At 68.8% G+C, this 17,035-nt stretch carries 16 protein-coding genes and 2 pseudogenes; 5 read left to right on the forward strand and 13 right to left on the reverse strand.

Going from position 1 to position 17,035, the window contains the following annotated elements; translation table 11 throughout:
* Window positions 1–67: 67 nt before the first annotated feature.
* The 6 genes from AB0N07_RS01415 to AB0N07_RS01440 all read right to left on the reverse strand — a co-directional run bounded on the left by AB0N07_RS01415 (window position 68) and on the right by AB0N07_RS01440 (window position 5,653).
* Entirely contained in the window at window positions 68–946 is an 879-nt protein-coding gene (locus AB0N07_RS01415; RefSeq protein ID WP_365830883.1) for an alpha/beta hydrolase, read from the reverse strand.
* 114 nt (window positions 947–1,060) lie between these two features.
* Complete coding sequence (locus AB0N07_RS01420) at window positions 1,061–1,237, reverse strand: hypothetical protein (RefSeq protein WP_365830885.1); 177 nt, start codon at window positions 1,235–1,237, stop codon at window positions 1,061–1,063.
* A 30-nt stretch (window positions 1,238–1,267) separates the two neighbouring features.
* Entirely contained in the window at window positions 1,268–1,618 is a 351-nt protein-coding gene (locus tag AB0N07_RS01425; RefSeq protein ID WP_365830887.1) for a UBP-type zinc finger domain-containing protein, read from the reverse strand.
* Entirely contained in the window at window positions 1,615–3,087 is a 1,473-nt protein-coding gene (locus AB0N07_RS01430) for an ATP-binding protein (RefSeq protein WP_365830889.1), read from the reverse strand. The genes AB0N07_RS01425 and AB0N07_RS01430 overlap by 4 nt, the downstream gene beginning before the upstream one ends.
* The gene (locus tag AB0N07_RS01435; protein ID WP_365830891.1) at window positions 3,084–4,724 is read right to left on the reverse strand and encodes an FAD-dependent oxidoreductase; all 1,641 of its coding nucleotides are present in this window, start codon (window positions 4,722–4,724) and stop codon (window positions 3,084–3,086) included. The genes AB0N07_RS01430 and AB0N07_RS01435 overlap by 4 nt, the downstream gene beginning before the upstream one ends.
* Window positions 4,725–4,837: 113 nt before the next feature.
* Window positions 4,838–5,653, reverse strand: a complete 816-nt coding sequence (locus AB0N07_RS01440) for an oxidoreductase (protein ID WP_365830893.1) — start codon at window positions 5,651–5,653, stop codon at window positions 4,838–4,840.
* Between the two features lie 138 nt (window positions 5,654–5,791).
* On the opposite strand from AB0N07_RS01440, the gene AB0N07_RS01445 reads away from it, so the two are divergent.
* Together AB0N07_RS01445 and AB0N07_RS01450 are read left to right on the forward strand one after the other, a co-directional pair.
* Window positions 5,792–6,415: a TetR/AcrR family transcriptional regulator gene (locus AB0N07_RS01445; protein WP_365830895.1), complete on the forward strand. Its 624-nt coding sequence runs from the start codon at window positions 5,792–5,794 to the stop codon at window positions 6,413–6,415.
* 222 nt (window positions 6,416–6,637) lie between these two features.
* Window positions 6,638–7,408 (forward strand): methyltransferase domain-containing protein, encoded by a 771-nt coding sequence (locus AB0N07_RS01450; RefSeq protein ID WP_365830897.1) that lies wholly within the window; start codon window positions 6,638–6,640, stop codon window positions 7,406–7,408.
* Between the two features lie 108 nt (window positions 7,409–7,516).
* Here AB0N07_RS01450 and AB0N07_RS01455 read toward each other — a convergent pair.
* Window positions 7,517–7,760 (reverse strand): annotated as a pseudogene (locus tag AB0N07_RS01455) (IS5/IS1182 family transposase); the annotation flags it as partial.
* 155 nt (window positions 7,761–7,915) lie between these two features.
* On the opposite strand from AB0N07_RS01455, the gene AB0N07_RS01460 reads away from it, so the two are divergent.
* Window positions 7,916–8,143 (forward strand): hypothetical protein, encoded by a 228-nt coding sequence (locus tag AB0N07_RS01460; RefSeq protein ID WP_365830899.1) that lies wholly within the window; start codon window positions 7,916–7,918, stop codon window positions 8,141–8,143.
* Window positions 8,144–8,417: 274 nt separating this feature from the next.
* Here AB0N07_RS01460 and AB0N07_RS01465 read toward each other — a convergent pair whose 3' ends face one another.
* The 4 genes from AB0N07_RS01465 to AB0N07_RS01480 all read right to left on the reverse strand — a co-directional run bounded on the left by AB0N07_RS01465 (window position 8,418) and on the right by AB0N07_RS01480 (window position 13,466).
* Window positions 8,418–9,425: an NAD(P)H-binding protein gene (locus tag AB0N07_RS01465; protein WP_365830901.1), complete on the reverse strand. Its 1,008-nt coding sequence runs from the start codon at window positions 9,423–9,425 to the stop codon at window positions 8,418–8,420.
* Between the two features lie 370 nt (window positions 9,426–9,795).
* Window positions 9,796–10,731 carry an alpha/beta hydrolase gene (locus AB0N07_RS01470; protein WP_365830903.1) on the reverse strand — a complete coding sequence of 312 codons (936 nt, stop codon included), beginning with the start codon at window positions 10,729–10,731 and terminating at the stop codon, window positions 9,796–9,798.
* Window positions 10,732–10,855: 124 nt separating this feature from the next.
* Window positions 10,856–12,112, reverse strand: a complete 1,257-nt coding sequence (locus AB0N07_RS01475; protein ID WP_365830905.1) for an FAD-dependent monooxygenase — start codon at window positions 12,110–12,112, stop codon at window positions 10,856–10,858.
* 412 nt (window positions 12,113–12,524) lie between these two features.
* Window positions 12,525–13,466, reverse strand: a complete 942-nt coding sequence (locus AB0N07_RS01480; RefSeq protein ID WP_365830907.1) for an alpha/beta fold hydrolase — start codon at window positions 13,464–13,466, stop codon at window positions 12,525–12,527.
* A gap of 295 nt (window positions 13,467–13,761) precedes the next feature.
* On the opposite strand from AB0N07_RS01480, the gene AB0N07_RS01485 reads away from it, so the two are divergent.
* On the forward strand, window positions 13,762–14,385 hold the full coding sequence (locus tag AB0N07_RS01485; RefSeq protein ID WP_365830909.1) for a TetR/AcrR family transcriptional regulator: 624 nt from the start codon (window positions 13,762–13,764) through the stop codon (window positions 14,383–14,385).
* 260 nt (window positions 14,386–14,645) lie between these two features.
* Here AB0N07_RS01485 and AB0N07_RS01490 read toward each other — a convergent pair whose 3' ends face one another.
* Entirely contained in the window at window positions 14,646–16,094 is a 1,449-nt protein-coding gene (locus tag AB0N07_RS01490; protein ID WP_365830911.1) for a recombinase family protein, read from the reverse strand.
* A gap of 122 nt (window positions 16,095–16,216) precedes the next feature.
* Between AB0N07_RS01490 and AB0N07_RS01495 the strand changes: the two genes are divergently transcribed.
* Window positions 16,217–16,636 (forward strand): DUF3151 domain-containing protein, encoded by a 420-nt coding sequence (locus tag AB0N07_RS01495; RefSeq protein WP_365830913.1) that lies wholly within the window; start codon window positions 16,217–16,219, stop codon window positions 16,634–16,636.
* 87 nt (window positions 16,637–16,723) lie between these two features.
* Here AB0N07_RS01495 and AB0N07_RS01500 read toward each other — a convergent pair.
* Window positions 16,724–16,999 (reverse strand): annotated as a pseudogene (locus tag AB0N07_RS01500) (DUF3151 domain-containing protein); the annotation flags it as partial.
* Window positions 17,000–17,035 lie beyond the last annotated feature (36 nt).

Genomic DNA, 17,035 nt, shown 5'->3' on the forward strand with positions numbered 1-17,035 from the left:
CTCGCCTCGCACATGGCGCTTCCTCATGTCCTGACGGGAATGGGCGCGGGTGCCGGACGTTTTGGGGTCAGGCCGCGTCGAGCAGGATCCGTGCCATCTCGTCGGGGCGCTCCAAGGCGGAGAAGTGGCCTGTGCGGGGCACGGTGATGCGGTGGACGTCCGTCAGCGCGTTGGCCACGCGGTCTCGTTCGGCGGGCTTGGACCAGTCGTTCTCGCTGTAGACGAGGGTGACGGGTGCCGACACGCGCGGGTAGCGCTCGCGGGCCCGGTCGAATCCGTCGAGGCTGCGGAAGATCCCTCGGCCCACCTTGTCGTAGCCCTTGCGGCGGCCGCTCCTCAGCAGCTCGGTGATGAAGTCCTCGGGCAGCTTGGTCTTGTCGACGTAGCCGCCCTGCAGGATGGCCCGGAAGATCGGCCGCGGCTCTTGGGTGGCGAAGAAGGGGCCCAGCACGGGCATCCGCACGCTGGAGATGATGAGGCGGGCGATCCAGTTTCCGCGTTCGCCTCCTTGGGGGTAGTCGTAGCTGTTGAAGGCCACGACCCGGCTGACGCGGTCCTTCAGGTCGATCGATGCCTGCAGGGACAGGGCGCCGCCGAGCGATTCGCCCGACAGGGTGACGTCGTGCAGGTCCAGTCCGCGGACGAATTCGACGACCGCGGCCCGCAGTTGCGGCTCCTCGTACTGTGCGCCGGGGACGATGTCGGACCATCCCATCCCGGGCAGGTCCAGCGCGTAGATCGTGTAGTGGTCCCACAGCAGCGGGATCACGCGCTGGAAGTAGTCGAGCTGGCCGCGCACGGTGTGCATCAGCACGAGGGCGGGGCCGGTGCCCACCGTGTAGTAGCGCAGCCGCGAGCCGTCGGCCCGGGTGAAGAACCGCATCTCGCCGCGACCGTTGCTCCAGGTTCTCGCGTACGTCGCGTCGGGAGACTCGTTGCGCTCCATGGTTCTGTCCTTTCAGGCGAGGAGAATGCCCGCAATGCGGGCAATCCGCTCATTTCTTTGATCTGTGAAGTTGATCAGGGCGCAAAGAGGTGCGGTCGCCCGAAGTGTCCTGTCTCAGCGGCCCGCGAGGGCCGTGCCGGTGATCCGGTGAAGCGTCGGCCGGTAGCACTGCTCGGCCATGACCCGCAGCCCGGCGCGGGTGCTCTGCAAGAGCAGCCCCTGCGCTCTGGAGTCGACGTCGTGGCCGAAGTCACCGTCCCGCTGCCCCTGCCGGATGCGGGCGGCTGACAATCCACCACTGACAGCCCTGGTCGGCCAGGCTCAGCGCAGCGTGTCCGCCCAGTTCGCCGGCACGCGCCCCGCCGGTCCCGGCGTGGGCTGGTCGGCAGGGTGGGCGTCCGGGGGAGCCAGGGCCGGACCGGAGTCGTACATCTCCGACGTCTCGAAGTTCCAGAACCAGGTCTCGCCCGGCTCGTAACTGCGGATCACCGGATGGCCGGTGTCCCGGAAGTGGCCGGTGGCGTGCTTGGCGGGTGAGTCGTCGCAGCAGCCGATGTGGCCGCACTGGGCGCAGCGCCGCAGATGGAACCACCAGCCGCCGTCGGCGTCGCACTCGACGCAGCCGGCACCGCTGGGTGGGACGCTGGGGTCGATTCCGGTGTCCTTGGTCATGACGGCTCCTGGGCCGGGTAGGGGACGGTATCGGGGTCGGTGGCGGTGAGGGGGAGCAGCACCTGGAAGCGGGTGTCGCCGGGTACGGACTCGACTTTCAGGTCACCGTGGTGCTTGTTGACGACGATCCGCCAGGAGATGTCGAGCCCCAGCCCGGTGCCCTCGCCCACCGGTTTGGTGGTGAAGAACGGGTCGAAGATCCGGTCGCGGATCTCGGCCGGCACTCCCGGGCCGGTGTCGCGGAACTCCACCAGCAGCCGGTCGTGCACCACAGCGGTGCGTACGGTCAACGTCCCTTCGCCGCCCGCGCTGTTGATGGCGAAGACCGCGTTGTCGATCAGGTTGGTCCACACCTGGTTCAGTTCGGCCGGGTAGGCCGGAATCCTCGGCACCGAACGGTCGTACTCCTTCACGACCTTGACCTGTGGACCGATCTTGCCCGACAGCATCAGCAGCGTGCTGTCGAGGAGTTCGTGGACATCGGCGACCTGGTAGGGGGCGCGGTCCAGCTGCGAGTACTGCTTGGCGGCGTCGACGAGGTGCGAGATACGGGTGGTGGAGTCCTCGATCTCGGACATCAACAGCTCGGTCTCGACCGTGTAGTTGAGGCACTCGATGGCACTCTGCAGGATTTCCTGCCCGTCGACGGCCGTCGCGATCTGCTCCAGCCAGTCGACGTCGAGACCGCCCTGCACGAAGGTCGGCGCGATCTGCCAGCCGTTCTGGACACCGTGGTCGTCGAGCCAGTCGGCGAGTTCGTCCTCCCGGTCGGAGGCTTCGAGCGGGCTCAGTGGCGGCGCCTTGGAGACCCGCTCGGCCGTACGCTCCTGGAGGTCGAGCAGGACCTTCAGGGCGTCGCCCTGGTAGGGGCCCGAGGCGATGGCGCTGAGCTTGTGGCGCATGTGCGCGGCCCGGTCCCTGAGCGACGAGGTGGCCCGTACGGCCGCCGCGGCCGGGTTGTTGAGCTCATGGGTGAGACCCGCGGACAACGAGCCCAGCGCCAGCAGCCGTTCGCGCTGCCCGATGGCCTGCTGAAAGGTCTGCGAACCGAGGAAGAGCCCCTCCAGGAGATGGACCGCCATCGGAAACCACTCGTGCATGAAGTTCGCGAACGATTCGGCGGGCAGGACGAAGAACCGCGTCGGCTCCGACACCCGCAGCGAGTTCATGTACCGCTGCGGTTTCCCGTCCCCGACGTACGCCCGCACGGCCCCCGCGTACACCCCTGGCTGGGACGTGCGGCTCACCTCGATGTCGTCGCCGCCCACCCGGCGCGACATGACGACCGTGCCCTCGATCATCACGTAGAAGCAGGCCGCCGGGTCACCTTCGGTGAACACCGGCCCGGGGTCGAACAGTTCGACCCGTCCCTCGCTGCACAGCCTGTCGATCTGCTCGGAGCTCAGCCTCTCGAACAGGAACAGCGAGCTGATCTCCGCCGCGCTGCACGGCATCAGCCGCCCGCTCACGACTGCTCCAGATACCGGTGTACGAGCATCACGGCCATGGCTCCCTCTCCGACGGCGGACGCGACCCGCTTGGCGGACTCCGCGCGCGCGTCCCCGGCGACGAACACGCCGGGGATGTTGGTCTCCAGGTGGTACGGCGGCCGGTCCAGCTCCCAGTCCGCCGGTGGCCGCCCGTCGGCAGTCAGATCGGGCCCGGCGAGGATGAACCCGCGCTCGTCCCGCAGCACCGTGCCCTCCAGCCAGCCGGTCAGCGGGGCCGCGCCGATGAACACGAACATCCACTGCGCGTCGACCAGTTCGGTCCGACCGCTCGTCGTGTCGCGCAACGTCAGCTGTTCCAGGTGGCCGTCGCCGTGCGCGGCCTCGACGACCGTGTGGGCCCGTACCGAGATGTTCGGCGACTGGGCGATCTGCTGGATCAGGTAGTGCGACATCGACGCGGTGAGGTCCGCTCCGCGTACCAGCAGGGTGACCGACTTGGCGCCCCTGGACAGGTACATCGCCGCCTGCCCTGCCGAGTTGGCGCCGCCGACGATGTACACGTCGTGGCCCTGGCAGGCGGCGGCCTGGGTGAGCGCGGACCCGTAGAACACCCCGCGGCCCGACAACTCGTCGGCACCCGGCGCCTCCAGCTGCCGGTAGGACACACCGGTCGCCAGGATCACGCTGTGCGCCGCGATCTGCGACCCGTCCGCGAACCGTACGAGCCGCGCCGCCCCGCTGCTCTCCAGACCGGTCACCTCCTGCGCGGTGAGGATCTCGGCACCGAACTTCGTGGCCTGGCGTCGCGCCCGGTCGGTGAGCTGGCCGCCGGACACCCCGTCCGGGAAACCGAGGTAGTTCTCGATCCGTGAGCTCTGTCCGGCCTGCCCGCCGGTCGCCGACCGTTCCACGAGCACCGTACGCAGCCCCTCCGAGGCCCCGTACACGGCCGCGCCCAGCCCGGCCGGCCCGCCGCCGATGACGACCAGGTCGTAGAAGTCGGCCGTGGGCATCGTCGCCAGCCCCACGTGCGCGGCCAGTTCGGGCACCTCCGGCTCGACGAGCGCCGTACCGTCCGCCGTGATCACCACCGGCGGCCGCTGCCCGTCCTGGCCCGCGGCCGCGAGCAGCCGCTGCCCCTCGGGCTCCTCAGTGGAGTACCAGCGGTACGGCACCTGGTTGCGGGCCAGAAACTCCCGCACGTCCGAGGAGCGCGCCGACCAGCGGTGACCGACGACCTTGGTGCTCGGCACCGGCCGGAAGTCACTGCACCGCCACGCCTCCAGCAGGTCGTCGAGCACCGGGTAGAGCTTCTCCTCCGGCGGGTCCCACGGCTTGAGCAGGTAGTGGTCCAGGTCGACGACGTTGATCGCGTCGATCGCCGCGTTCGAGTCCGCGTACGCGGTCAGCAGCACGCGCCGGGCGCCCGGATAGACGTCCAGGGCCTGTTCGAGGAACTCGATACCGTTCATCTGCGGCATCCGGTAGTCGGCCAGGATCACCGCGACCAGATCACCGCGCAGCTTCAGCTCCCGCAGCGCCTCCAGCGCGGACTCGCCGGACTCCGCCCGCACGATCCGGTACGAACCGCCGTAGCGCCGCCGCAGGTCACGGGCGACGGCACGGGACACCCCGGGATCGTCGTCCACGGTCATGATGACGGTCCGCGCAGCGTCCAAGGGCGGTCGGACGAAAGGTGGCGATGCCGGCTTCGGTGTCTCTGGTTTGGACATGTGCGTCTCCTCGGGCGCCGCCCCGTACAGCGGGGTCAGCCGGCCAGTCGGTTGAGCTTGCGGATCTGTCCGTCGAAGGCGCGCGAGGGCACGATCCGGCGCAGGAGGCTGACGCGTTTGGCCATCGGGCCGGCGGTGTACCGGAGCTTGGGCTTCGAATCGGTGGCGGCTGCGACGATCACCTTCGCTACGACGTCCGGGCCGTCGGCGTTGCGCACGGCCGTGGCCAGCACGTCTCGGGAGACCTCCCGCTGTGCGGCGTAGACCGGCAGGGGCGAGTCGGGTGCCATGCTGCTCGCCTCGAAACTCGTGCTTGTGTAGGCCGGCTCGACCAGCAGCATCCGCACGCCGTGCTCGCGAAGCTCGTGGTCGACGGACTCGGCGTAGCCCTCGACCGCATGCTTGGTGGCGGCGTAGACGGCCATGAAGGGCGCCGGGATCAGGCCGAGTACCGAGGAGACGTTGACCACGCGGCCACTGCCCTGGGCGCGCATGTGGGGCAGGACTGCGTTGGTCATCCGCATCAGGCCGAAGACGTTGATGTCGAAGACCTCCTTGGCCTGGCTGATCGTGCTCTCCTCGCCGGCGCCGACCGCGCCCACGCCTGCGTTGTTGACCAGGACGTCGATCCGGCCGAACCGATCGATCACCTCCCCGACCAGCGAGCGGACCGACTTGTCGTCGGCCACGTCGAGATCGAGGAACGTCACCCCGGCGAGCGGCTCGGCGTTCGCCGCGTTGCGGCTCGTGCCGACCACCGCGAAGCCGGCGCCCACGAGGGCAAGCGCCGCCGCCCGCCCGATCCCGGAGGAGGCGCCCGTCACGAGGGCCACTCGGTGAGCTGTCTGCATGGTGGTTCCTTGGGTTGTGGGCATGGCTTCGTCGGGCGCTGTCCGGTGAGTTCAGATGGTTGTTTACTGAACAGTCCGGAACCTATGCAGTTCTGTACTGACTTGTCAAGAAGCGTAGGTCGGCTTTACCGTCTTTGTATGGCCAGACCACGAAGCTTTGACCGCGACCACGTCCTGCATGCCGCCGAGCGGCAGTTCCGCGCCTCGGGCTACAACGGCACGAGCGTCGACGACATCAGCGCCGCCACCGGCCTGGGCCGCGGCAGCCTCTACGGCGCGTTCGACGGCAAGCACGGCGTACTGCTGGAGGCGATGTCCGGCTACTTCGGTCGGCTGGCGCAGGGTCCGCGGAAGATGCTCGACGGACCGGACGAGGGCGCCCTGGAACGACTGCACCAGTACTTGCTCCGCGCCGTCCACGGGGTGCCACTCGCCGCGGACGTACCCCCCGCCTCCGACCGGGCGGGGGCGGCCTGCTTCGCCGCCAAGATGGCCCTGGAGGTCGGCGCCTCCGACCCCGAGGTGAAACGCCTGGCCAACGACTGCTTCTCCGTCGTCCGGGCGGCGGTGGCCGATTGTGTGCGAGCGGCGCAGCGCAACGGCGACCTCGACCCCGACGCGGATCCCGACGACCTCGCGTACCTACTGCTGACCATCGTCCGCGGCAGCGATGTCGTGGGCGCGTACGGCCACAGCCCCGAGCGCCTGACCTCGATAGCGGAGAGCGCGTTCGCCCTGCTGCCTCGCCCGCGCCACACCTGAGAAGGGCACGGCGTCGTCCGCGCCGTAGCGGCGGCGTCCGCCTGCGCCCCGTACGGGGTGCAGCAGGCCCATCGACTCCCAAATGCCGCAGGACGTGCGTGGCGAGGCCGAGCCGTGCCGCAAGAGCGCCGATGCTCATCGCGCTTGCGCCGTTGTCTCCGCTCGACTTCATGCTGACATTCGGTCGTAGCCCGGCGTCCATGTCCAAGAACCGGGAAGCACATGTCCAAGAACCGGGAAGCAGTGGAAAAGCACCGAGACACCGAGGCCATGCTGGCCCTGCTCGACGCGATGGACCAGATGCCGAGCGTAAGCCTGCTGCGGGCCCGCTCCTATGAACTGTTGTCTCTTGTCCCGGGCTCGTCTGTCGTGGACATCGGCTGCGGTGCCGGGCGGGCCGTCGGCGAGCTGGCCGAGCGTGGCGTCCACGCGGTGGGCGTGGATCCTGATCCGTGGGTGCTGGCCGCGGCCCGGGAGCGGTGGCCGGGGATGGAGTTCCGGGAGGCGGGGGCGGAGGATCTGCCGTTCGCCGACGCAAGCGTGCGCGGCTACCGTGCCGACAAGGTCTTCCATTTTCTTCAGGAGCCGTGGCGCGCGGTGGCGGAAGCGCGGCGCGTCCTCTGCCCGGGCGGCAGGATCGTCCTGGTCGGGCAGGACTGGGACGCGATCATGGTCGACTCTGATGATGCGGAGCTGACCCGCACGATCGTGCACGCCCGCGCCGACCTCCTGGGCACGCCCCGCGCCGGCCGCCAGTACCGCAACCTGCTCCTGGACGGCGGCTTCAACGACGTCACCGTCGAGGTGCACACCAGCGTGTTCACCGATCCTGCGATGCTGTCGTTGCCCACCATGCTCGCCGAGTCGGCCTGCACGAGCGGTGCCGTAGGCCGTGACCAGGCCGATGAGTGGCTCGCCGAACAGCGCCGACGCGCCGAGGCCGGCCGCTTCCTCATCGCCATTCCGTTCTTCGTGGCTGCCGCCTCCGCCTAGAGAGCGGATGGAGCACGGGCTGCGGGGATCCGCCTGACCGGGGAACGGTGACCACACCTGTCAGGCACTCGTGGCCGATGTGGGGTTCCTTGGCCAGCTGGGGGCGGCCCCCTTCCGTGCGAGACGCCTGGTCATGAGGGTGATGACGGCCCAGGTGATCAGGCTCTCAGTACTGGATGCCGTTCGTGGTCCCGGGCATGGCGGCGTGCGTGCATCATCCACGCGACGACCTGTCGACGCCCCGGCGGCGGGGCAGCATGACGAAGCCAGAGGCGTCCTTGGGGCGGCTGACCGGCTTGACGGTCAGGTTGAAGTGCTGTTTCGCCCAGTCGACGAGCTTTCCGGTGTAAGCGGGCGAGGGCGGCGAGGGCCGGGACGAGCAGATGCCCGAGGAGAACGCGGCGATCGTCACCGGCCCCGTCGAACAGCCGGTCAGCTCGACGAGTTCACGGCGGGCCTCCGCCTGGTCGTCGAGTACGACGGCGACGATCCCGATCCGCACGAGCAGTGGCGCGACCTGGCGTCCGCGCCGGTCGCCGACGACGAGTACCGCGTGGTCACCCCGGCCGACTGGTCACCGTCGCCCCGCGCTGGCCGACCCAGGTGGACCTCACCGGGCCCGGAAGCGGCGCCACCGACGCGGTGGCCACGGTCGTTGAACAGACCGAGGAACAGGCGAACGACGTCGTGGCCGCGCTGCTCGCGCATGCCCGACACCAAGGGGAGCACGAGTGATCCCCCTGGTGTCGCACCGTACGAAAGGCCCCGGGGCACTCGGAGCCGAACGCCCTGGCCAGATCGGCCCGTTCGGCCGCTGGCCCGATCCCCGCGAGGACGAGGGCCACGACGAGTCCGACGAGGAAGATCCGGCTCCGAAAGTTGGTCAGGGGTTACTTGTCACCTGGTTCGCCGCTCGTCAACAGCGCCCCTTGTTCGCCCGCCCCGACGCCTGAGAGCCGCCCCTCAGGCTGAGGACTCCGGTGTGGCGTCATGTTCTGCTCCGGAGCGCTCACTGGCTCGGGGCACCCACCAGTTCGCGCAGGCGAGTGTTGTTCTGCAGCACCCACCGCATGGTCCGCGGTGGGCGCCCGAGCAGGGTTTCCAGTTGGTCGGAGACTTCGTCGTACCGCCCGCTGGCGATCAGACTGGTCTGGATCCTCAGGTGCGCCGCCACGTGCCGGGCCGTACCCGGATCGCCCAGGTCCTTCTGCAGGGCGGTCTCGTCGAGGAAGGCATCTTGCCAGGCCTCCAATTCCTCAGGGATGTAGACGACCTGGCGTCCCAGCACGGCTGCGTAGTCCTCAGCGAACCCGTACATGTCCTTCAGTTCCGGGCCGGTGAGCGCGTAGGACTTCGAGATGTGCGGTGCGGGGTCGACCAGCACCTTCACACACACCTCTGCCACGTCGTGAACGGCGATGGGCGCGAGCCGCTGGTTGCCGAAGGGCAGGCGCAGTTCACCGTTGCTCAGCGGGCCCGCCAGCATCCAGGTCAGATGGGGGTTCTCGGCGAACAGGGTCGCACGCACGTTGATGGTCGGGAGGCCGGACCACTCCAGCACCCGCTCGCAGACCCAGTGCGCCCGCTGCTGCGGTGACCAGTCCGTGACCAGTCCGCCGAGCCAGGAACGCCGCTCCTCATCCGGTGCGGTCATCTTCTCGAACGTCATGTACGACTGCTCGTGGTTGGACATGTGCACGAAGGCCTCGATGTCGCCCTGGGCTCGCGCCGCCGTGGCCATCAAGGTGAGGGCATCGACGTAGTACGGCTGCGGGGTCATGCTGAAGTAGATGCGCTTGACACCCTTCAGCGCGGCGGCCACGTCCGCGAGCTTGAACAGGTCGCCGACGAAGACCTCGGCCCCGGCCTCGCGCAGCGTCTGCGCGCGTTCGTCGTCCCGTCGCACGAACGCGCGCACCGGGTGGCCCTGTTCGAGCAGCATGTCGATCATCACCCTGCTCACGCCACCGACGTGACCGCCGGCGCCGGTGATCAGAATGGGATTGCGCTCCGACATTGTTGTGTCCTCCATCTGGTTGGGGTGAGTCGGCCGTTCAGGAAGCCGAAGATGTGAAGTCGTCCAGGCGGGCGAGGAAGTCGAGGAGTGCGGCATTGGCCTCGGCGCGACGCTCCTGCTGCCTGCTCGCTGGGCATGGCTGAAAGCCGTCTGGAATCTGATGGGTTTCCTCGCCGGTGAAGGTGAGGCGAGTGGGTGGCGGGCTGGGAGCTCAGGGCTTCGAGATCATCGTGTGGCCGCTTTGGGGCTTGCTTCGGCGGTCTTCTGGAGGGCCGCGTCGGTGTCCGCGAGGACCAGCATCTTGTTGATGTCGGCGCCGGCCAGTGCGCCGCCCGCTGCGGAGGCCCCGACCTGGGCGGTCGAAGGAGGGTCAGCTGTTCAGGAAGCCCAGGATGTGATCGGCGACCGCCTTGGGCTGTTCGACGTGCGGGAAGTGCCCCGCGCCGGGTATGACGATGCGTTCGAAGCCGTTCGTGAACAGGTCGTCCATGCCGTCGCTCACCTCCACGGCAAAGCAGTTGTCGTCGGCGCCGTGGAGGTAGAGCGACGGGACGGTGATGGCGCCGAAGGCCCGGGCTTGCAGGGATTGGGTCGCCTCGTCCGCGGGGGGCGTGAACAACTGGCGGTAGTAGCCCAGGACCTCGGTCAGGACTCCTGGAGCACCCAGGGTTTCCTTGAGCGCGGCACGCTCCGCGTCCGGCAGCTCGTAGCCGGGTGACCATTCCCGCCAGAGCCGGTCGATGAAGGCGAAGTCGTCGTGCGCGACGGCCGCCTCCGCCACGGCTGTCTGGAAGAAGAACATGTACCAGCTGCGTCGCTGCTGGTCACCGTCGGTGACCAATGCGTTCATCAGTTGACGGCCATGGGGAGCCGCCATGGTGACAAGCTTGCGGACACGCCTCGCGTCGAGGCTCGCTGCCCCGTACGCCGCCGCGGCTCCGAAGTCGTGGCCGATGAGATCCGCTTGCTCACGCCCGAGCGCTTCGATCAGGGTCAGGACGTCCTGGCCGGTCGAGGCGACGCGGTAGGAGCCGTCGGGGGCCGCGCCGCCGGGCCAGTATCCGCGCTGTGCGGGCGCGACCGCCCAATACCCCTCCTGTGCAAGGCGGTCGAGGACCCCTGCCCAACTGGCGGCATGGTCGGGAAACCCGTGGAGGCACACAACGAGCGGCCCGCTGCCGGCCTCAAGGATCGGCACCTCCAGTCCGCCTGCCTGAACCGTCCGATGCCGGACGCGGTCACTCGCCTGGGACCCCCTGGCCGGGGAGTCCTCGCCAGAGGGCGGTCGCTGGGTCATCTGTGTCATGAGTTCAACCTCCAAGCCGCCTTCGCGGCGTCGCGGTCCGGCAAGCCCGGACCAAGTAGCAAGTAAGCGGCGAGTTGCGGGCCCGGACGACCTCGTCCTCCCGCTCGTATTCGAGGAACTCCACTCACGCTGCAGCGGCGGCGATATCCAGACTTTTCATCCGCGCCCTGTTGGCCATCACCTTGGCGAGCAGCCGGCCGGCGATCGGCAGCCGGGCGACGCGGATCATCACGGACCGAAGCAGCAACTCGGCGCGGTTGCCCGGGGTGAGGAAAGCGCGCATGCTCACAGCGTTGCCGAGGTGGTGGGCGATGAACGGGCGCAGGTGGTCCTCCCAGTCCTGCAGCGCTCGTGGCACGTCGTGGGGGTGGCGTTCCAGCATGGTGCCGAGCAGGTCCGCCCCGGCCAGGCCGGTGGATGCCCCCATGGCGGAGTAAACGGTCAGGCACCACGCGGCGTCGCCGACGAGCACGACTCGGCCGCGGTGCCAGTGGTCGAGGTGCACCTGCTCGGCGGAGTCGAACAGGTGGTCCGGGGCCTTCTCGAACTGGTCGAGCAGCCAACCGAGCGTGGACCCGGTGGGCTCGGGGCCGTAGGCGGCGCGCAGCGAGTCGATGGCCGGCCGGGTGAACTCGGCGTCCACGTCGTCGGTGCGGTAGGAGAACAGCACCGTCGGCAGACGGTCGGCGAAGGGGAACACCCACACCGATCGGCCCGCCTCGGCCATGGTCAGCCCGTCCTGTGCGCGGTAGCCGGGTATCGGCTCGGGCAGGCTGTACACGGCGATCATGTAGTTCAGCCGACGGACCGGGCTCTGCTCGGGCTCGAACGCAAGCCGGCGCACCGTCGAGCGCAGTCCGTCTGCCCCGACCACCAGGTCGAACCGTTCGACGGTCGTCGTCTCCGTCGTCAGGTCGCGGATCTCGACGTCCACCCCGTCGGGGTACTGGTCCAGCGCGATCGGCACGTTCGAGTACCGGATCTCGACCTCGTCAGGCAGGGCGGTGAAGGCCGCTTCTTCGACGTCGCCCCGCACCACCAGTCGAGACCCGGGGAACACATCGGCGTAGCTCACACCGAGGCGGCGTCGGCCCGTGCGGGCGACGTCGTAGTTCACGCCATCCGGAGCGAGGCGATCCGGCACCGCATCGGCGAAGCCCAGCCGTTCGGCGGCGGCGAGCCCGGTCCCGAACACGGCGATGAAGTATCCGCCGCGGCGCCGCTCGGGGGCCTTCTCCAGCACCACCACGTCCCAGCCCGCGCGATGCAGTCGCAGCGCGGAGGCGGTCCCGCTGATCCCGAGGCCGACCACCAGGGCCCGCTGTCGCGATGTCGTGTTCCTGTCCATGGGATTGCGCTCCGACATTGTCGTGTTCTCCATCTGGTGGGGGGTGGGGGGCGGCCGTTCAGGAAGCCGAGGATGTGGAGTCGTCGAGGCGGGCGAGGACGTCGAGGAGCGGGGCATTGCCTCGGCGGGGCGCTCCTGCTGCTTGCTTGCTGGGCATGGCTGAAAGCGGGTGGAAATTGATCGGTTTTCAGACGGGGAAACAGGTCGGCTTCCTCGTCGGCGAAGGTGAGGCGAGCGGTGACGGGCTGAGACCTCAGCGCTTCAAGATCATCTTGTGGCCCCTTGTGGGCTTACCTCAGCGATCCCCTGGAGGGCCGCGTCGGTGTCCGCGGTGGCCGGCATCCTGTTGATGTCGGCGTCGGCCGCTGCGGAGGCCCCGACATGGGCGACCAGATCGGTGGCGTTGCCGGCCACCCACACACCCGCGGAGCCGGCCGTTCGGCCTTCAGGTGCGCGCGGACGTCTGCAGGAACAGGTCAAGGAGTGCCAGCAGCGTCTCGGGAGCGTCCTCGGTCGGGAAGTGGCCGGCGCCCGGAATCTCGACCACAGGTGCGTCGGGGTAGCTGAGCCTGAACGACGGGATGACGTACTGGGGCAGCAGTGCGGTGTCCCGCATCCCGACCGCCAGCATCGCCGGCACGGCGCGCAGCGCGGCGACGGCTTCCATGGGCGGCGGCCCGGGCGGGGGTCCCTGGGGGCCCTCCAGGACCTGCCGGGGGAAGGCGATGACACCGCGGCACTCCGCCGGGGTCGGGAAGGGGCTGGAGTAGGCGCGGATCCAGATCGGCGTGGCGATCTCGGGCCGGGCGACATGCTGCAGGTCGATCATCAGGTGGGCGATGGTGTGACCCGCATTGCCCAGGATCTGCTCGAACGAACCGTCCGAGAGCGCCGAGTGGGCCCACTGGAACCACCGGCTCTCGACGCCGTTGGCCTTCATGAGAGGGGCGATGTCGTCTGCGAGGGGCAGCACGGTGTTCGTGGCGAAGATCCGGGAGATCCGGTCGGGGTGACGCAGCGCGAACCCGGTACCGATGGGGCCACCCCAGTCACGGAGCACCAGGGTGATGTCCGTGAGGTCGAGCGTGTCGACGAGCAACGATTCGAGATTCAGGATGTGTTCGCTCGCGTCGTACGTGCGGTCCTGCGGTGTCTCGCTCTTGCCGAAGCCCATGTGGTCGGGAACGACCACGCGATGGTGACGCGACAGCGGCCCGATCAGGTGGCGCCACTCGTAGCCCCATGTGGGCTCACCGTGCAGCATGACGATCGTCTGATCGGGCCGTTCGGGGCCCTCGTCGATGTAGTGCTGGCGGAAGCCGGCAGCCTCGTTGAAGCGGGCGGGATACGGCCACGTGCCGTCGAACGTCTCGTCAGCAGCAATCACGGGATATCGCGCCTTCCGGTGCGGTGTTGTCCGCACTGACCGCGGGTCATGAGGTCCTCCGAAGTATTGGTTCTGAAGCAGCCTTCACCGGCTGGCTCGTTCTTGCGCCGAGCTGCGTGCCATGCCCCGAACCTCATGAGTTCAACCTCCAAGCCGCCTTCGCGGCGTCACGGTCCTGCGCGCCCGGACCAAGCCGGTCCGGTGAGCTCAGCACGGTTGTTTACTGAACAGTCCGAAACTTAGAGAGTTCTGTACTGAGTTGTCAAATACGGTAGGTCGGCCGTACCTTCGGCGCATGGTGAGACCACGAAACTTCGACCGCGACCACGTCCTGCATGCCGCCGAGCGGCAGTTCCGCGCCTCGGGCTACAACGGCACGAGCGTCGACGACATCAGCGCCGCCACCGGCCTGGGCCGCGGCAGCCTCTACGGCGCGTTCGACGGCAAGCACGGCGTACTGCTGGAGGCCATGACCGGCTACTTCGGCCGGCTGGCGCAGGGTCCGCGGAAGATGCTCGACGGACCGGACGAGGGCGCCCTGGAACGACTGCACCAGTACTTGCTCCGCGCCGTCCACGGGGTGCCACTCGCCGCCGACGTACCCCCCGCCCCCGACCGGACGGCGGCAGCCTGCTTCGCCGCCAAGATGGCCCTGGAGATCGGCGCCTCCGACCCCGAGGTGAAACGCCTGGCCAACGACTGCTTCTCCGTGGTCCGGACGGCGGTGGCCGAATGCCTGCAAGCGGCGCAGCGCAACGGCGACCTCGACCCCGACGCGGATCCCGACGACCTCGCGTACCTACTGCTGACCGTCATCCGCGGGAGCGAGGTCGTAGGCGCCAACGGCCACAGCCCCGACCGCCTGACCTCGATAGCGGAGAACGCATTCGCCATGCTGCCCCGCCCGCACCACACCTGAGAAGAGCACGGCCGGCCTTCGGCCTCCCATGCCTGCCTCACCGTGTCCCCCCGCCGCGTTTCCGCCCATCCGGCGGCCACGGCAGTGCGGCGCGGGAGGCCAGGCTCTTTGACTGAGGACGAGTGGCTGCGCCGACTGGAGGCTCAGCTCCCCGAACGAGACGAGGAGTGGGTCGATGACCTGCTCCGGATCTTCGGCATAGACCGGGCGTGAACGAACGAAGCCGGGCCCCAACCGCAACGGGGCCCGGCTTCTCCACGTCACCTGAGCACCGGCTCGATGTCCGCCGGCTCGAAGATCGGCCCGTTCGAAGCGGGTTTGACGACGACGGCACGGAAGACCTTGAGGACAGCCGCGCGCTGCTGCTCGATCGTCAGCTTCTCCCACCGCTCCCGTATGTCGATGGGCCCGACTTCGAAGGTCGCTACCTCGGCGCGGTGCAGCGAACGTTCCCGGTGCAGTTCCGCGATCTGCTTCTCCAGGTCCTCGGTGAGCGCGATGTAGCGAGCGGCCGACATGCGCTTCTCCTGCCAAGCCTGCTTGAACTCGGCCATGTCCCGTTCCAGGGAGGCAAGTTGCTCCTCCTTCGTCCACTCCGGCGCACGCTGGCGCACGTGCGCCAGCGCCTTGTCCGAGCTGAGGAACACGGCGTTCCTGATGAGGCGGTCGACCGGTTCACCGGCCCTGGCCACTCCCCCGCATCCCCCGTCGTTCTTGCCGGGGCACGCGTACCGGAACTGGGATGACGTCTTCGACTTCCGATAGGACGGGAAGGCCCGCATCTTGGCGCCGCATCGACCGCACCGAGCGATACCTGAGAGCAGATACTTGGTGGCGTAGTCCCGTGCGCTGCGCCCCTCCGACTCCTTCCGTACCTTCTCCATGAGCAGGTACCACTCGTCGGGGGTGACGATCGGCTCCCAGTCGCCGACGACAGGGGCACCGTGCTCGTCCAGGAACAACTCCCCCTGGTGCATCCGGTAACCGCAGATCCGCGGGTTCACGAGCATCCGCTTGATCTTGGAGTCGTCGAAGACGCCACCGCTGTGCGACGTGACCCCCTTGTCACGCCACTCTCGCGCGATGGACGCCCATCGGACGCCGCCCAGGAAGTCCCTCACGGCCTTGCGGAGGTTCTCCGCCTCGTGCGGTACCAGCGTCCTGCGATCCTCGCGGTTCCAGCCGTACGGCGCCCGGCCACCCGGGAGCTTGCCCTTCGCCGCCAGTTCCAGGTGCTTGCGCTTCGTCCGCTTCGACGTGTCCGCCGAGGACTTGTTGGCGATGGTCACCTTGATCCGCGCGATGAACCGGCCGTTCTCCGTGGACAGGTCGATGTCAGACGCCGACACGGAGTCGAAGACGAGGTGGCGCTTGCGGCGCTCGGCATCCTCGTACTCGTCGATCCACGCCTCCAGTTCGCGTGGCTGGCGTGTGAAGCGGTCGATGTCCCAGGCGACGACTCCGTCGATCCGCCCCGCCTTGAGGTCCTCCAGCATCTGGCGGAACTCCGGGCGCACGGTCTTGCGCTTGTACGCCGAGAGGTCGTTGTCCTCGTAGACCCTGGCCACCTCCCAGCCCCTGGAGGCACAGTGCAGTCGGCAGTCCTCCTCCTGCCGCGCGACACCCAGCCCTTCGGCCTCGTCGTCCTTGCTGATCCGGGTGTAGATGCCCACCTGTATGGCCCCGGAGGACCCCCGTCGTGCTGCCATGCGCCGGATCGTCGCACATCGCGATCAGGTACATCAACCGCCGTTCTCCTTTACCCTCGGACCACGGCCGATTCCTCGTGCGGACGTCCCGAACGCCTGGCCACAAGTGGCAGACTGGCGGCATGACGACGCACAAGAACCTGCTCGGCGGTCCGGATCCGACGTACCTCCCGGAGAACGAAGAGGCGTACCGCCTGCTGGGCGAGGAGTCCCGGTCACCGGCCGAGGTGGCGGCGGAGTACCCCACGTTCTCGCTCGCCTGGGCCATGCTCGCCGACGACGCCTTCGAGGCGGGGCGAGTGATCGAGTCGTACGCCTACGCGCGCACCGGCTACCACCGCGGCCTGGACTCACTGCGCCGCGCCGGATGGAAGGGACACGGCCCCATCCCTTGGGACCACCGGGCCAATCGCGGGTTCCTGCGCTGTCTCGCGGCCCTGGCCCGCGCCGCCGGCGAGATCGACGAGAAGGACGAGACGGAGCGTTGCTGGCAGTTCCTCAAGGACAGCAGCGCCGAGGCGTACGCCGAACTGAAGCGGTAGTCACCGCAGTTGAAACGTCTGTGCCGCCGTCACTCAGACAGCGGCGGCGGCACGGAATGCAGAAACGACACGATTACATGTAGCGCCGTGCTCCCAGGGCACCGGGCCGTGGCCCTTCCAGCCGCTGCGGCGCAGGGCGTCCAGACCGCGGTGGTAGCCCGTACGGGCGTAGGCGTACGACTCCACGACGCTGCCCCGCTCGAACGCCTCGTCGGCCAGCTGGGCCCAGGCCAGCGAGGACGTGGGGTACTTGGCGGCGACGTCCGCGGGCGCGGTGCCGCCCGCCAGGAGCTCGCGGGGCGCGGGGTCGTCGGGGAGGTGGGTCGGGGGCGGGCCCCCGAGAAGGTTTTCGTGAATCGACATGTGAACCAGTGTCGCCCTTGCCGGGGGCTGCCGCCC

It is taken from the genome of Streptomyces sp. NPDC051172, assembly GCF_040682555.1.
Classification (GTDB): Bacteria; Actinomycetota; Actinomycetes; order Streptomycetales; family Streptomycetaceae; genus Streptomyces.

Coding starts and splice junctions, on each gene's coding strand:
- AB0N07_RS01450 (WP_365830897.1), top strand. CDS start 6,638: ATGTCCAAGAACCGGGAAGCAGTGGAAAAGCACCGAGACACCGAGGCC.
- AB0N07_RS01485 (WP_365830909.1), top strand. CDS start 13,762: ATGGTGAGACCACGAAACTTCGACCGCGACCACGTCCTGCATGCCGCC.
- AB0N07_RS01475 (WP_365830905.1), bottom strand. CDS start 12,112: ATGGAGAACACGACAATGTCGGAGCGCAATCCCATGGACAGGAACACG.
- AB0N07_RS01495 (WP_365830913.1), top strand. CDS start 16,217: ATGACGACGCACAAGAACCTGCTCGGCGGTCCGGATCCGACGTACCTC.
- AB0N07_RS01470 (WP_365830903.1), bottom strand. CDS start 10,731: ATGACACAGATGACCCAGCGACCGCCCTCTGGCGAGGACTCCCCGGCC.
- AB0N07_RS01440 (WP_365830893.1), bottom strand. CDS start 5,653: ATGCAGACAGCTCACCGAGTGGCCCTCGTGACGGGCGCCTCCTCCGGG.
- AB0N07_RS01490 (WP_365830911.1), bottom strand. CDS start 16,094: ATGGCAGCACGACGGGGGTCCTCCGGGGCCATACAGGTGGGCATCTAC.
- AB0N07_RS01435 (WP_365830891.1), bottom strand. CDS start 4,724: ATGACCGTGGACGACGATCCCGGGGTGTCCCGTGCCGTCGCCCGTGAC.
- AB0N07_RS01425 (WP_365830887.1), bottom strand. CDS start 1,618: ATGACCAAGGACACCGGAATCGACCCCAGCGTCCCACCCAGCGGTGCC.
- AB0N07_RS01445 (WP_365830895.1), top strand. CDS start 5,792: ATGGCCAGACCACGAAGCTTTGACCGCGACCACGTCCTGCATGCCGCC.
- AB0N07_RS01465 (WP_365830901.1), bottom strand. CDS start 9,425: ATGTCGGAGCGCAATCCCATTCTGATCACCGGCGCCGGCGGTCACGTC.
- AB0N07_RS01415 (WP_365830883.1), bottom strand. CDS start 946: ATGGAGCGCAACGAGTCTCCCGACGCGACGTACGCGAGAACCTGGAGC.